At 68.0% G+C, this 14581-nt stretch carries 16 protein-coding genes; 9 read left to right on the plus strand and 7 right to left on the minus strand.

The features are described from left to right. Positions 1-23: 23 nt before the first annotated feature. On the plus strand, positions 24-1229 hold the full coding sequence (locus ACIRC0_RS36255; RefSeq protein ID WP_403625338.1) for an RNA-guided endonuclease InsQ/TnpB family protein: 1206 nt from the start codon (positions 24-26) through the stop codon (positions 1227-1229). Between the two features lie 13 nt (positions 1230-1242). Here the strand turns inward: ACIRC0_RS36255 and ACIRC0_RS36260 are convergent, their stop codons facing one another. Beyond that, positions 1243-1479 (minus strand): hypothetical protein, encoded by a 237-nt coding sequence (locus tag ACIRC0_RS36260; protein ID WP_403625443.1) that lies wholly within the window; start codon positions 1477-1479, stop codon positions 1243-1245. A 733-nt stretch (positions 1480-2212) separates the two neighbouring features. On the opposite strand from ACIRC0_RS36260, the gene ACIRC0_RS36265 reads away from it, so the two are divergent. After that, positions 2213-2428 (plus strand): heavy-metal-associated domain-containing protein, encoded by a 216-nt coding sequence (locus ACIRC0_RS36265; RefSeq protein ID WP_403625341.1) that lies wholly within the window; start codon positions 2213-2215, stop codon positions 2426-2428. 109 nt (positions 2429-2537) lie between these two features. On the opposite strand, the gene ACIRC0_RS36270 is transcribed toward ACIRC0_RS36265, so the two are convergent. Further along, positions 2538-3380, minus strand: a complete 843-nt coding sequence (locus tag ACIRC0_RS36270; protein WP_403625344.1) for an IS5 family transposase — start codon at positions 3378-3380, stop codon at positions 2538-2540. Positions 3381-3665: 285 nt separating this feature from the next. On the opposite strand from ACIRC0_RS36270, the gene ACIRC0_RS36275 reads away from it, so the two are divergent. After that, positions 3666-4700 carry a PQQ-binding-like beta-propeller repeat protein gene (locus ACIRC0_RS36275; protein ID WP_403625347.1) on the plus strand — a complete coding sequence of 345 codons (1035 nt, stop codon included), beginning with the start codon at positions 3666-3668 and terminating at the stop codon, positions 4698-4700. 772 nt (positions 4701-5472) lie between these two features. On the opposite strand, the gene ACIRC0_RS36280 is transcribed toward ACIRC0_RS36275, so the two are convergent. The 3 genes from ACIRC0_RS36280 to ACIRC0_RS36290 form a co-directional block, all read right to left on the minus strand. Next, positions 5473-6150, minus strand: coding sequence for an SMI1/KNR4 family protein (locus ACIRC0_RS36280; protein WP_403625350.1), 678 nt, complete (start codon positions 6148-6150; stop codon positions 5473-5475). Between the two features lie 240 nt (positions 6151-6390). Further along, positions 6391-7128 (minus strand): YcnI family protein, encoded by a 738-nt coding sequence (locus ACIRC0_RS36285; RefSeq protein ID WP_403625353.1) that lies wholly within the window; start codon positions 7126-7128, stop codon positions 6391-6393. A 41-nt stretch (positions 7129-7169) separates the two neighbouring features. Next, entirely contained in the window at positions 7170-7760 is a 591-nt protein-coding gene (locus tag ACIRC0_RS36290; protein ID WP_403625356.1) for a hypothetical protein, read from the minus strand. A gap of 318 nt (positions 7761-8078) precedes the next feature. Here ACIRC0_RS36290 and ACIRC0_RS36295 point away from each other — a divergent pair, with 318 nt between their 5' ends. The 4 genes from ACIRC0_RS36295 (at position 8079) to ACIRC0_RS36310 (ending at position 9835) form a co-directional block, all read left to right on the plus strand. Beyond that, complete coding sequence (locus ACIRC0_RS36295; protein WP_366024374.1) at positions 8079-8294, plus strand: hypothetical protein; 216 nt, start codon at positions 8079-8081, stop codon at positions 8292-8294. Positions 8295-8650: 356 nt separating this feature from the next. Continuing rightward, positions 8651-8842 carry a hypothetical protein gene (locus ACIRC0_RS36300; RefSeq protein WP_403625359.1) on the plus strand — a complete coding sequence of 64 codons (192 nt, stop codon included), beginning with the start codon at positions 8651-8653 and terminating at the stop codon, positions 8840-8842. Positions 8843-8996: 154 nt separating this feature from the next. Continuing rightward, the gene (locus tag ACIRC0_RS36305) at positions 8997-9161 is read left to right on the plus strand and encodes a hypothetical protein (protein ID WP_403625362.1); all 165 of its coding nucleotides are present in this window, start codon (positions 8997-8999) and stop codon (positions 9159-9161) included. 38 nt (positions 9162-9199) lie between these two features. Continuing rightward, positions 9200-9835, plus strand: a complete 636-nt coding sequence (locus ACIRC0_RS36310; RefSeq protein WP_403625365.1) for an enoyl-CoA hydratase/isomerase family protein — start codon at positions 9200-9202, stop codon at positions 9833-9835. A 325-nt stretch (positions 9836-10160) separates the two neighbouring features. On the opposite strand, the gene ACIRC0_RS36315 is transcribed toward ACIRC0_RS36310, so the two are convergent. After that, positions 10161-10880, minus strand: a complete 720-nt coding sequence (locus tag ACIRC0_RS36315; protein ID WP_403625368.1) for a hypothetical protein — start codon at positions 10878-10880, stop codon at positions 10161-10163. A gap of 242 nt (positions 10881-11122) precedes the next feature. After that, a complete protein-coding gene (locus ACIRC0_RS36320) occupies positions 11123-12544 on the minus strand; it encodes an MFS transporter (RefSeq protein ID WP_403625371.1) in 1422 nt (473 codons plus the stop codon). An 86-nt stretch (positions 12545-12630) separates the two neighbouring features. On the opposite strand from ACIRC0_RS36320, the gene ACIRC0_RS36325 reads away from it, so the two are divergent. After that, the gene (locus ACIRC0_RS36325) at positions 12631-13116 is read left to right on the plus strand and encodes a winged helix-turn-helix transcriptional regulator (protein WP_403625374.1); all 486 of its coding nucleotides are present in this window, start codon (positions 12631-12633) and stop codon (positions 13114-13116) included. Positions 13117-13666: 550 nt separating this feature from the next. After that, positions 13667-14575, plus strand: a complete 909-nt coding sequence (locus ACIRC0_RS36330; protein ID WP_403625377.1) for a LysR family transcriptional regulator — start codon at positions 13667-13669, stop codon at positions 14573-14575. Positions 14576-14581 lie beyond the last annotated feature (6 nt).

Consider the following 14581-nt stretch of genomic DNA (forward strand, 5'->3'; position numbering starts at 1 on the left):
TGGGAGTTGATACAATGTGAGGAATGACGCAGCAGGTCAAGCGGGCCTTCAAGTACCGCTTCTACCCCACCGACGAGCAGGCAGCCGAGCTGTCCCGGACGTTCGGCTGCGTCCGTCTCGTCTACAACAAGGCGCTGGAGGAACGCACTCGCGCTTGGTATGGCGAGCAGCGCCGGATCTCCTACGTGCAGTCGTCGGCCGCGCTGACAGAGTGGAAGAAGACCGCGGAACTCGCGTTCCTGTCCGAGGTGTCCTGCGTCCCGCTCCAGCAGGCGCTCAGGCATCTGCAGACGGCGTTCGGGAACTTCTTCGCCAAGCGCGCGAAGTACCCGCGCTTCAAGTCGCGGAAGAAGTCTCGTGCTTCGGCGGAGTACACCCGCAGCGCCTTCACGTGGCGCGAGGGCCGTCTGACGCTGGCGAAGATGTCCGAGCCGTTGGATATCCGTTGGTCGCGTCCGCTGCCCGAGGGGGCGGTACCGACGACGGTGACCGTCTCCCGTGACAGTGCCGGGCGCTGGTTCGTGTCGATGCTGTGCGACGACTACATCGCTCCGGCTCCGACCACCGCGAACGCGGTCGGTATCGACGCGGGCATAACCAGCCTCGTGACCCTGTCCACCGGGGAGAAGGTCGCAAACCCCCGGCATGAGCGCCGAGACCGCGCCCGCCTGGCGAAGGCGCAGCGGGAGCTGTCGCGGAAGGCGAAGGGCTCCGCGAACCGGGAGCAGGCTCGCAAGCGGGTCGCGAAGATCCACGCGCGGATCGCCGACCGGCGCCGCGACTTCCTGCACAAGCTGTCGACTCGTCTCGTCCGTGAGAACCAAACGGTCGTGATCGAGGACCTCACCGTCCGCAACCTGCTGAAGAACGGCAAGCTCGCGCGCGCCATCTCCGACGCGTCGTGGACGGAACTCCGGTCGATGCTGGAGTACAAGTGCGCCTGGTACGGGCGTGAATTCGTCGCGATCGACCGCTGGTTCCCCAGCTCGAAGCTGTGCGGGGCCTGCGGCACGGTCCGCGAGAAGTTGCCGTTGAACGTCCGCGAGTGGACGTGCGACTGCGGAGCCGTGCATGACCGCGACGTGAACGCGGCGCGCAACATCCTGGCCGCCGGGCTGGCGGCGTCTGCCTGTGGAGACGGTGTAAGACCTCAACGGGAGTCCTCCCGGACGGGGCGGTCGTCGGTGAAGCAGGAACCCCAGCGGGTGACCGCTGGAATCCCGCTTTAGGCGGGGGAGGAAGTCAACCGTGCATCCCGCTCATGCCACCACTGTCGCTGTGCGGCGCGGTGCCTCCACCGCCGGAACCGGTGCGGGTGCCGTGCATGCCGGGCGCGACCGGTCCATAGGCGGCGCCGACGGCATACGACGCCGCGAACATCAGCGCCAGCAGCAGCAGGAAGCCGCACAAGGCGGGTGGCGGCACCCGTTTCCTCAGCACCGCACTCGCGCCGGCAGGGGGTTGACGGGACTCATCGATCACAAGGTCTCCTGGTCGCGTCGTACGGCCGCCACTCGGTCCGAGCCGTACCGGTTCAGGAGTCGGAGCCACAGGGGATGGAGTTCCGAAGCTTGCATGTGATCCAAGTCACGTCAGTGCTCGATCTGTGTGGTCCCGCGCTGCAGTGGGAAAGTCAGTGAGCCGAACGCCTCGCCTGCGGCCGGTTCCCCCTGCGGCGACGCGGCGGCATACCCGACACCGTCAGCTCGATCAGCACGTACAGCAATCCGCTCAACGCCAGCCCGGCAGCGCAGCCGACCAGAGCACCGAGAGCGCCCCCGGCAACGGAGCCGAGCCAGCCGTACCCAACAACGACGACGGCCATGGTGGCTGCGGTCAGCGGCCAGGCTCCACCCGTGACCCGTATTCGGGTGTGCCGAGCCTTCCCTCCGATTTGCACGGCCATGTCGCATCGGCCTGGTCCCGGGATTCGTGCCGAAGATCCGCCATCCGGCTGGCCTCCTCGCCAGTGATCCGCACCAAGGCGCGACGCGGTCCAAGCACATTCTGTGGAGGCACTCTTCCCTCATGCCCGGCATCGGAACCGGCGTCCGCCCACCGGTTCGGAACGCCCCGGCAGCATGCGCAGGCGCGCTGTGCGGAACTTTGTGCTCCGCTCAGCCGACCTCTGAGGTGACGGCATCCGCCTGAACACCCGCACCCGCGATCCGTACGCCACCCAAAGCCCTTACGGCCACCCAGGAGTTCCCCCATGACCCAGAAGCAGTACAACGTCACCGGCATGAGCTGCGAGCACTGCGCGGCGAGCATCAGGGAAGAGGTTTCCGAGGTGCCCGGGGTGAGCGACGTCGTGGTCGACGTCGCCACGAACTCCGTCACCGTGCACGGCACGGAACTCGACGACGGGCGGCTGCGCGCGGCGATCGTCGAGGCGGGGTACGGCGTCACCGACCAGGTCGCCGTCTGACCCGACGGCGGAGCGGGCCGTACGTGACCGACTCTCATCCGTCGCGCGTCACACCGAAAGACGGGTGCCCTGCCGACGGGTCTTAGTGGCCGCGCAGATAGGAGTACGGTCATGGTCGGCGATTCGGGCGTTCGTCCCAGCGGTGAGTCTTCCATGCGCGTCGAATCAGGCTACGCACGGTGATGATCGTGTCGGCAAGGTCGCAGAAGGCGTCGATGACGGCGGCACGGCGCTCGTAGCACAGCGTGAGCCGGTGGAAGGCGTTCTGCCAGGCATGAGTGCGTTCGACGTGCCAGCGTCGACTAGCCTGGATCGGTGCCTTCTCGCCCTTGTGCGCGATGCGGCCGTGCAGGCCGCGCTCGCTGAGCAGGACGCGGGTGGTGTTCGAGTCGTAGCCGGCGTCCAGGTGCACGGTGATGTCGTTGGGCAGCGGTCCCAGGTCGTCCAGGCGGTCCAGGGTCGGGGCGAGCAGCGGGGAGTCGTGGCGGTTGGCTCCGGCCAGGACACGACCCAACGGAATGTCGTATCCATCCGTCATGCCCGAGCGTTTCAGGCCCTGTTTGCCGCGGTCGACCGGTGAGCGTCCGGCGACCTCGCCGCCTCCGGGGGCCTTGGTGATGGAGCCGTCGACGGCGATCTGATCGAGGATGAGGCCGACGATCCGGTCGTAGGACTCCAACGCGATCTGCTTGAGCCGGGCGAAGACCCCGAGTCGGATCCACTCGTCGCGGCGGTTGCGGATCGTGGTGGCCGAGCATGTCGAGTCGGCGATCGCCTCGTAGGAACAGCCGAAGCGCAGCAGTTGCAGGAGCTTGTCGAAGATGATCCGGTCGCTGACCCGCGGGCGGTGGCAGCCCAGCGGATGGTCCGGGTGGTACACCGGACGCTCCGGCAGCAGGGCTGCGAATTGGTCCCAGAGCGGTTCGGTCAGCCATGGTGGCAGGGTCGGCACGGGTCCCCCAGAGTGATCACAGAGCGTCGCAGCTCCACGGTCGCCAGGCGCTGTGCCTGCGTTGCTGCGGGGTGCCTTGGCGTGACAGCTGCTGATCGGGGGGAGCGCCCTGTAGGGGCTGGTTGTGGGGTGGGCGCCCTGGACGACATGCACAGCCGACGCCCGTGCGGGGCCCGCTCCCGGCTGGGGGATTGCGGCGGTGCGTCGCCACCCGGAGCCCTGCCCGGGGGTTCCGGGTATCTTCACGATCTACGTCTGATCGCATCGGAACCGTCGGGGGCAGGGATGTACGAGGACAGCGCGCCGGTATCTGCTTGGGGGCGCACTCGACGGCTGAGGGCTTTGCGGCCCGCGTGGAAAGCCGCCGAGGACAGCAGCCGAGGCGATACCTACGAGGATGAACCGCTGGGCGGCTGGCTGATCGGTGAACTCGTCGTACGTGCCGACTTCGACCGGCTGCGGGCGTACGACATCGGTACCGGCACTGTCCGTTGGACCTGGCCCGTGCCGGACCGCGACGTGCTCCTGGCTGTCTCCCCGGACGCCGATGATGGCATCGCCCTGGTGCTGCATTTCGACGATGGGCGAACCGACGGAGGTCGGCCGAGAGTCGCGGCCGTCGACCTCGCCACAGGCAGGCAACTGAGGTCCCGGGACCATCACGGTCCTGACCTTGGCTACTTCTACCGATCCACGCCGCACACGGCGTTGAGCGGCCGGCGCATCGTCTCAGTGACGGACAAGCACGTCGAGTCGGCTGCCCCCGAGGACGGCGCCACGCTCTGGCGCAGTCCGCTGCCGAGCGAAGCCCCGAAGGTCGATGCGTGGGTCATGTGCGCCGATCCGGTGGTCGCCGTGAGCACAGGGCACGGCAGGCGTGGCGAACGACGGATCTTCGTCTTCGACGACAGCGGGAACGTGACGGCGTCGCTCTCCCTTCTCTCTCCGTACAAAAAGGTCGCTCTCCCCGCCGCCATCGTGAACGAGATGCTTGTGGCCAAGCTGATCCACCCGGACGACTCCCTCGACGCCGAGGAGCGGATCGGCGGCTTCGACCTGTCCACGGGCAAGCTCCGCTGGGAGCGGCGCCCGGGGCTCAGCGTTCAGACCTTGCTTCCGCATCGCGGCATGCTTCTCGTACTTCACTCATTCAGTAACGGGATCTCCGCGCTCGATGCCCGCGACGGCCGTGTCATCGCCCGCCGCCGGTTGCGCGGCTACGGTTCCGGTTCCGGGCTACTCCGCGGAGCAGGCGACCGGTTCGCCGTGATCGGCCCCAGCGGCAGCCGCTCCCCCATGCGGGTCTTCCACTGGCGCTGAGGCCAGATCGGCCCACCAGGGAAGTTCATTCGGCCCCCCACGAGCGGCTTGATCGGCCCTGAGGACAGGGCAGGCACAGGCCCTCAGTGGTTGTTGTCTTTCCGGGCTTGATGGCTCTGTTTCCGCTGGTCAGGAATAGGGTCGGCGGGCCTGTGGCAGTGGTGACGTGTCGTCTCGTCGCTCGGGTGGAGGTCCCGGATGCCGTCGGTCGTGGGGATGCTGGAACTGCGTGAGCTCACTGCTCGCCGTCGTGTGGATGACCTGCGGGAGGAGGCCGACCGCATCCAGGCGGAGCTGGACGTGGCCGAGCGTGAGTGGAACGAGTGGGTCATCGCTCGCTCGCGCGTCGGTGAGGTGCTGGCCCCCGGCGACGATGCCGTGGTTGGCCCCGCCGCATCCGCGGGTCTGCCGGCTCCGGAGAAGTCGGCCCGGCTGTCGCCTACCCAGGAACCGGCTGGAAGCTGCGGTCTCTCATCTGAGTCCGCAGCCTGCCGGCGTCGGTCATGTCGGAGGGGTAGCGTCGCAGACGTGACCCGTGGTCGGCCGCGTTCCCGTACGCGTGTGCGAGGCAATCACACCGTCGGGCACCCGAGTCGGACGGATTTGAGGGCGACACGGAAGACTGCGGCACAGGGCCTCCTGTTGCACGTGGACTTCGACACCCGCGAGCTGTTCAGGAGGCCCTGTCTCCATGCGCGCACGGGCCGCAGATCCCCCAACCGGGCGACAAGCGCAGCGTCATGCGTTGCCGTGATCGGCAGCGGACTTCTTGCTATCGGGCCTGGTTGCAGGCAGCTTCGGCGTCTGCGAGCCAGCCGAGGTACCAACTGGCGAAGTCCAGAGGAGAGCCGTCGGCGTCGCGCATCGGCTGAAGATCCGTGCCATTGATGCGATCGTCACGCCACATTCGGCCTCGCTCTGGCCCGGTAACGACCAGCCAGACCACCATCCCGCAGCCCTCATCGCACAGGCAAAGCGCCCCGGCCGTGCGGCGCGGATCGTACTGCACCTCTCCCAGACGCTCCTCCCACTCCTCAACGGCCGCGGCGAGATCGGCGAGGTCGTCGAACTCCTCCTCCACCGGCCGCTCAGCGAGGATCCCCACCGTCGCCGCTGGATCCGCCCCACCCGGGAACAACTCAGCGAACATGCCCGGCTCGACCTCCTCAATGAGCTCTCCGACCCAGTGCCAGCCTGCGGAACCCTCACGCCGCATGACCGGGAGAATGCCGTAAGCCGGCCCGGCCCCTCCCGCTCCGACATGCAATAGGAACGAGCGATAGTCCTCGGGCAGGTCAACGTCCAGCCATGCCTCGAGGTCCGCCACCTCGGCGGCGGTCAGAGCCGCATCGAGGGCAAAGCCGTGCGCCCTCGCCCCGAACACCTTGTCGCCGCCTGGCGCTGCGGCCAGAGCCAGAACCCGATCGCGCACCCCGGTCCAGTCGCTCATGGCGTCCGACCCTACCGGCGACCCAGGCGCTCAGCCTGCCTGGGGTGGCGACACCGACGACGAACGGAAGCGCCGCCGTCGAACTCGCGACCATCAAGATCGGTAGAACAACAGCCACTCAAGGTGATCACCGAGCGTTACAGCTCCATACTCGCCAGGCCCAGTTGCCTGCGCCGCTGCCAGGCGTCCCGAACGCGCCTATCTGCGCAACCTCTTAGCCGGCAGGGCAGGCGCAGTTTTTTACTCCGCCCGGGATCCAGCGGAGCGGCCGCGCAGGACGGCGAACACCGCCGCGGCCAGCCCCAGCACGCCGACGACCAGACCGGCGACACCCAGACCGCGGGCGGTCGAGTCACTGGCCGACGCGGTCGACTTCGAGCTGTTGGAGGTCTTCGGGCTCGCCGACGAGGCGGTCGCGCTGCCGCCGTCCTCTGCCGCCTTGGCGGTGAGCTTGAGCACGGGTGCCGGGTTCTCCGGCTCCTGACCGCCCTGGGCCTCCTCGATCCACCGCACGACCTTGCCGTCGGAGTACGTCTGGAGGGTCTTGAAGGTGAGCTGGTCGGTGTCGTCGGGCAGCTGACCGAAGGCGACGTTGAAGTCCTCGTAGTGGCCGGGGTCGATCTGGCCGCCGGTGAAGGTGATCTCGGAGACGGCGTCGGTGATGGTGCCGTCGTCGGTCTTGATCGGCGTCTTGAGCTTGGTGTTGGTGACCTTGGCGGTCCAGCCGTCCTGCGGGGAGACGAGCACCCCGAGGACGGGGTGGTCGGTGGGCAGGAACACCTGGACCTGCTTGGTGCTCGCGTTGTCCTCCTCGTTGGGGACGCGGAAGGTCAGGACGCCGTCGGTGGCGCCCTTGGCGTAGCTGTCGGGGTGGACGGTGACGTGCGCGGAAGCGACGCCGGCGGCAGCGAGGAGTCCGGCGGCGGTCAGGGCGGTGACGGCGCCGGCGCGGCGCAGGGTGGTGCGGGTCCTGGACATGAGGTGATGGATCTCCGTACGGAAGAAAAGGATGTCGGGGGTCAGCTCGCGTACGACATCCCCATCGGCGGCCCCCGCCGGTGCACAGCGTGCCTCAGCCGTGCCTGCCGCAACGACCACGCCTCACCGGCAGCCCGACCTACGAGCCCGTGCGCGTCCGGTACGCCCCGCGACCGCGCCCCGCCGACAGCCTGCCACCAGGCGGCAAGCCCCGGCATGAACGCGACCGCCCACCGCAGCAGCGACCACAGCGCCGCCTCACCTCGCCGCAGCCACCAGGTCAGCACCAGGGCCGCCCCGACGTGGGCGGCAGTGGCGTGCGGCGTCAGCGCATGCGCGTGGGCCATCCGCATTCCGTGCATGACCATCGCCGTGTGATGCGGCTGCACGGCATGGAAGAGGAGATGCAGCCCACCCTGGGCAGCCAGAGTCCCCACGCCGATTGCGGCCAGCGACCGCTCCCGGCCCCCCAGCAGACAGCCGCCCGCAAAGACCGGCACGAACGCGGCGACCTGCACCCTCACCTGCGGCGCCGCACCCATCGCCAGGGCATGCCCTCCGGCACCGAGCAGCACGCACAGCACGGCGAACACCGCCGCGCGCACGCTCCGCACCGCCAGGGACACACTCACGACACCCGATGCTGCCACGCAGCAAGACGATCTCTCTCCTCGCCCATGCATCGCATCACCGCCCACGAACACCTGGCCAATCCGCCCCCTTTAACGAGTCGGAGGCGGCGGCCGTTCAGTTCCCGGCCACCTCGGCGAAATCGAAGCACCGGAAGCAGAGCAAGGAGCACAGGCGCACGCCGTCCGCCCACACGCCCCCACACACGACGGGGTCGCGCGTCCGCCGCATCCGCGCCGGGTATCTCCCGGACAGTCCCCCGCGGCCACCGGCCCTGGCACCGGAGCACCGCAACCCCATGTCCACGGAGGTGGAGCAGCATGACCGACACCAGCGGGCTGGAGCCCGTCGCCACGTTCTGCGGCAACTGCAACTGCGGCTGCCCCCAACTGTTCGTCGACCCCAGCGCCACGGACGACCGCCGGATCATCCTCACCGACGACTTCGGCCAGCGCGTCCAGATGAGCGCCGACCAGTTCTCCTCGATCGTCGCCGACGCCAAGGCAGGCAAACTGGACGGCATCGCCCTGCCCTGACCCGCCTCCCGATGCCGGGTGGCACCGGATGCCGCCCGGCATCGGAGCTGTCCGCGACCTCGCACCCGCCTGGGTCACAGGCCATCCGACCCGCCCTGATCGGCTCACCTGGGCCTCACACGCCGAGACCGATCACAGCAAGGTGGTCGACCTGCTGACCCGCTCGGAGGCCCGTATCCCGGGAGCCCGGTACCACCAGAAGATCCCCTGCTCTGGGATCGTTGAGGTCGGCACGGGCAGTGCGCAACTGATCATGACTTCTACCTGCAGCCCACGCCCGACGGCGCATGGGAGAACAAGGTCACGGTCCGTTCAACCCGCGCTGCGCGCATGTACGAACCCGGGATCTGGATTACGTGGGTCTCGCCCACACCCTGCTGATGGTGGTGGCCCTGGGCGACGCGGTCACCATGACCGACCTGGCGCTCGCCGCCTACGAACGTGCCCTTGAGCCCAAGCGACTGCAGATGATCCAGGGCGGCCACTTCGACCCGTACACGAGCCGGTTCCGCCCAGTCGAGCGGCGCAGCCCGCGCCTGGTTCCGTGAGCACCTCGCCTGACGGGCGAACGCCCCATCCCCGGCGTGCCCCAGACCGGCACCCTGCGGTACCGGCGCCTGCGACCACCATGGCACCACCGGATCCAGTAAAGCCTCCGCCCTATCCCAGCCCCCTTCCGCACCCCCGCTCCAAAGGAAAACCATGAGCTTCGCCTACTCGTCGATTCGGACCCGGGAGGTGGCGGGCGTCCTGTTCGCCACCCTCGACGCTGGCCCCCTCAACCTCATCGGTGTCGACCTCGTCCGTGACCTGGTCTCGCTCGTCGACGCGCTGTACAGCGACCCCCCGGTGACGTGCGGGTCGTAGTCATCGAAAGCGCCTCACCCAAATTCTTCTCGGCGCACGTGGACCTCACGGCGATCCCGCAGTACGCCGCGGAGGCCGCCAAGGCTGGCGGCCCTGGTGACGCCTCGCTCGGCATGTTCCTGTACAAGCTGGCGCACGTCCCGTTGATCACTGTCGCCAAGGTGCGCGGCAGGGCCCGCGGCGGTGGCAACGAACTGGCCCTGGCCTGCGACATGATCTTCGCCGCGCGCGAGAACGCGATCTTCGGGCAGTTCGAGTCCGGCACCGGCGCCTTTCCCGGCGCCGGCGGTATCCAGCACCTGACCCGGCGGCTTGGCAGAGCACGCGCCATCGAGGCCATCACCGGCGCCGACGACTTCGATGCCGACCTCGCAGAGCGCTACGGCTGGATCAACCGCGCCCTGCCCGATGCCCAACTGGACGGCTTCGTCGAACGCCTGGCCAAGCGCATCGCCGGATTCCCGCCCGCAGGAGTCAGGGCCGAGAAGCGCGCCATCAATGACCTGACGCTGCCACAGCCGGCGAACGTCCGCTCCGACTCGGCCATTTTCCTGAGCCTGGTCGCTTTGCCTGAAAGCCGTGAGCGCCTGGACTACCTTGCGAACCGGGGCCTCCAGACGTCTGGTGACCTCGAACGCCACCTCGGCAAGGCGGTGGCGGGGTTCCCGGGCTGACAGAGCCAGCAGGTGTGGTCGCACCGACGCGCTCTCGCCGACACGGCGGGCCGACGACGGTCCGGGCGGCTTCGGTGTCGCTATGACCGCTGTCGGTTTACGTCCCTTCACTGGCACCAGGGGCCTACCAAGTGGGCAGCCTCGGGTGGTGTGCCTACCGAAGTTCGGGATCGAACACCGGGACCCCTCCCGCGCAGCCGGGACCGCCGACGATGCGTCGTTGCCTCCTGACCGCCGCCCGAGACGTTCAGCCGTGCTCCCACAGCACCACCCAACTCACAGCGGCCCACTGATCAGCGCTTGTCAAGATGGAAACCTGTCACTGTCAGCTGAAGTGGATGTCGCTGAGGTCGATGGAGACCATGACCTGATCGAGAATGGGGTAGCCGTTGGCGTCGCGGCGGTAGGCCCGGCGCTTGGTGGGCAGGACGATGCCGTCCGCTTCCACACAGTCATAGACATACTGCGCGGCCGGGAATCCGCCCGCCACGTCGACGTGATAGTCGTGTCGGCGCAGCAGCCGGTCGGGCCCGAAGTAGAAGTCCTGGCGGGTGCTGTGGCTGGCGATGCCGGGTGGGAAGGTGGCGCGCAGTCCTCGCCAGAGTTCGTCTCCTTCCCGCCACGGCTTGATCTCGGTGACGGTGAAGCCGGGCATGGCCAGCAGGAACGGGGTGGTGAGGTAGGTCCACAGGGCGTAGCCGTTGAAGTAGGCGCGGTCCAGCGGGTCCCAGGGGGTCTCCAGCGTGTGGCCGCTGAAGGACGCCCGCGGGTCCTCGCGAGCAGCCACCACTCGCCCGTCGAGCTTGTTGATGCTCACCCGTCCGGGCGTGAAGTCGGTCTCCTGGTCAGGGGCACCGAAGGGTCTGACCGAGGCGTGCTCTTCGTGGAGCAGCACGGTCATCTCGCGGGGTTCGGGATCCTGCGGCAGGCCCTTGGTGGCGAACAGGTGTCCTCCGCTGACAAGGGTGGCTCGCGCCCGGGTAAGGGAGCGCCAGCGTGCGTTTCCGCCGTGGGCTTCGATTGCCGATGTGAGAAGTTCGTTCACGTGAGTCTCCTGCAGTTGGTTATCAGCCAGGGTTTGGTGACCATCATCGGCATCGTCGATCGCACTCACCGTTTTTCCCGGCGGAGCTACCGAGGTCAGCCTTATCCGCTTTCCGCGCCGTTGTTCACGGCCGAGCGAGCGCGACCGTTGCGGGCGGCCGAAGTACTGCCCGCACTGGGGCTTTTAACGCCTAAAACGGTCAATGTGGACGTGTCCCTTGGAGTCCGCACATCCGCCTTGAGCTATTTCGATGCGGCGAGCGCCGTCTGGGCTGAGCCGTTGCCACGGCTGAGGTGTACACCGAACGCGGATGTCGCCAGGCCCAGTACGGCGGCTACGCACCAGACGACCCGGAAGTCGTGGAGGGAGGCGGCACCGACGTGGGAGCCGACCACAGCGACCAGGACCGCGACGCCGACCGAGGTTGAGATCTGACGGACGGAGTTGACCAGCGCCGACCCGGTCGCCGCACGGTGCCCCGGAACGGCGTGCACACCGGCGGCCACCAAAGTGCCCAGGGCCAGACCGACACCCGCACCGGTCAACAACTGGCTGGGCAGCATCCCACGCCAATAGTCCGGGGTGACGGACGCGAAGTACGCGAACCACACCATGCCGCCGGCGAACAGCAAGCCGCCCGTGGCGACCAGCGGACCGTGTCCGAAGCGCTGCGCGGCGCGGGCGGTCAGAAGGGTGACGATCGGCACGAGGGCGGGACCGGGGACCAGGGCGAGACCGGTGCGCAGTGCACTCCAGTGCCAGAGTTCCTGGCACCACAGCACATTCGACAGCAGCATGATCGCGAAGGCGACACCGAACACGAAGCTGCCCGCGTTCGCCGCTCCGAAGCGCGGCAGCCGCAGCAGGTCCAGCTCGAACAGCGGCCGAGGGTGCCGCAGGGACCTGAGGACGAACGCGGCGCCGCTGATCACGGCAACGGCCAGGAGCAGTACAGTCCTGCCGCTCGTCCAGCCCCAGTCCGGCGCCTGGACCAGCGCCCCGGACAGCGCGGTGACCGAGGAGACGACCAGCACGGCGCCGAGGAGGGCGGGCAGCGGGCCGGCCTCCCGGGCGGCCGGCTTCGGCAGGACCGATCGGCCGGCGGCGAGCGCCGCGATCCCGATGGGCAGATTGACGGCGAACACCCACCTCCAGTCCACCTCGGTCAGGAGACCGCCGGCGACGGGTCCCGTGGCCGCGGCGAGTCCGCCGACCGCAGCCCAGCTCCGGGTGGCCTGGGTACGTCGCTCGGCCGGCACCGTCGCCAGCAGCAGGGCCAGGGACGTGGGAATCTGGGCGGCCGCCCCGACAGCTTGCACGATCCGGGCCACGACGAGGGTCTGTAGGTTCGGGGCGAGGGCACAGCCCAGCGACGCGAGGGTGAAGACGGCGATTCCGTTGAGGAAGACCGGCCGCTGGCCTATGCGGTCACCGGCGCGCCCGGCCACCACCAGCAGCGCGGCGAAGGTGATCGCGTAGGCGTTCAGGACCCAGGACAGCGAACCGAGGCTCGCGCCCCCGCCGCCCCCACCGGAGAAGGTCTCTCCCATCGCCGGAAGTGCGACGTTGACGATCAGCAGATCAAGGTTGGTCATGAACACGGCCACCAGGACGACCGCGGCGGCCGTCCGGGAGTGCTTTGAAAATCGAAGCATCTCAGTCATGTGGCAAGCCAAACACAGCTCAGTTTGGGAATCAAACCACGTCGAGTGACAATGGGGTGGTGACGACGCGCATCGATCCCAAGGACATGACTGGACGACCCTGCTCGCTGGCTGCCGCCCTGCAGGTCGTCGGCGACCGGTGGGCTCTGCCGGCGATCCGCGAGGTCATGCTCGGCAATCACCGGTTCCGGCAGATCGCCAGGAACACCGGCGCCCCCACGGACCGCTTGGCGGCCCGTCTGAAGGCGCTGGTGGAGAGCGGTGTCCTCGAACGGCGTCCGCTGCCGGACGACGTACGCCACAGCGGCTACTACCTGACGGAGGCGGGGCGCGATCTGGGAAACATCACCCGCGAGCTCATCGGCTGGGGCGACCGCTGGGCCGTCACCACGCCGCCCAGCCGGCTCATTCACCGGGACCACGAACTCGTCACCTACACGGTTTGCGAGACCTGTGGTGAACAGGTCCATGGCGAGGACATCCATCGGGAGGAGCTCACGCCCGGCTGGGACCAGTCCGGTCCAGTGCAGTCCGCGACGGCGAGTACGTCCCATCGAGCCAGTCAAAGCTGAGCGACCTTCGGTCATCGGCGCGGTCAGCCTCGAAAAACCCGCACCCGACCTGCCTCGGGCTGAGGGGCGATAACCAGATGACGGTCAGCACTCGAGCAGGCGTCAGGCGTTTCACCGAGCCTTCAGAAGCAATCGGCCTCGCCCGATAAGCCTGAGCTCAACGCTGGCCGAACTGCACGCACCCAGGACTGCCTTCACCGCTGCCTCACGCCCAGTGGCACGGTCGCTCGATCAGCTCGGGAACGGGTGGTCTCTGCTGATCATCACAGGGCGATCCTCCAGGTCCTGGAATCGGCCGTGAGCACACGACCACTGGGAAGCGCCGGCTTGGGCCGGGCGCTTCCGCTCACCGGTGCTCCTCTCCACAAGCGGCAAAGGCTCCTCGTCCTTGGTGAAGAGGAAGTCCCCGCCCCACTGCAGTGCGTGAACCACCAGGCGCAGCGACTTCTCCTTTCCTCCGCGAGGAGTTCGATGATCGCAACCACACTGTTGGCGCTTCCCGTACGAGATGGGTCGGTGAGGGCGGGCGGTTCGGGGTTAATGTGGCCGGGTGGATGTGTTGCATTTGCGGTACTTCGTTGCGGTTGCTGAGGAGCTGAATTTCTCGGCGGCGGCCCGGCGGCTGCACATGGCAACCCCGCCCTTGAGTCAGCGGATCAGGTCTCTGGAGCGGGAACTTGATCGCCGGCTGTTCGAGCGTGACACCCACCGCGTCGCGCTCACGCCCGCGGGGGAGGCGTTGTTGCCGCTCGCGCGGGAGGTGCTGGAGCAGATCAATGCCATTCCGTACCGAGTGCGTAAGGCGACCCAGCCGGGGCGCAGCACCATGTTCGTGGGTATTCCCACCGGGATGCATCCGAAGTTGCGGAACCTTGTCACCGCGCTCGTCGATCGTGTCGCGCAGTGGTGCGAGCTGCTGCGCTGGCCGGGCACGTCCAAGGCTCTGATCGCCGGGGTGAGGGAGAACACGCTGGCGATCGCGCTGGCCCGGTTGCCGGTCAGCGATGCGTCGCTGGATGTGCTGCCGGTCATGTCGGAACGGCTCGGGGCGGTGGTGCCGGCCGACCGGTTCGCCGGGCGGAATTCTGTGGCGCTGGACGACCTCAGCGATCTGTGTTTCGTCGTGGCGCCCAACGAGATCAGGTCCACATATTTCGACCAGCTCGACCGGGAAATATTCGAGCGGGGAATCAGGAAACGCATCAAGCTGATCGAAGCCGGCTATGGTGGAATCGCTGAAATGGTCTCCACTGGTACGGCATTCTATTTCGCCATGCTCGACCCGGAAAGTCCCATGCACGGGTATGCGCTGGAGAATACGAAGGTGGTGTCGTTTACCGATTTCGAGCCGCGGCTGGAGACCGCTCTGGTCTGGCGCCGCGACCGCGCCTCGGGCGGCGATCTAGATGAACTCGTGCAAGTAGCTCGTGAGGTCTTCGCCGAGCCGATCAACCTCTGACACCCG

The sequence above is a fragment of the Streptomyces sp. NPDC093984 genome, from assembly GCF_044764595.1.
Lineage (GTDB): Bacteria > Actinomycetota > Actinomycetes > Streptomycetales > Streptomycetaceae > Streptomyces > Streptomyces cynarae.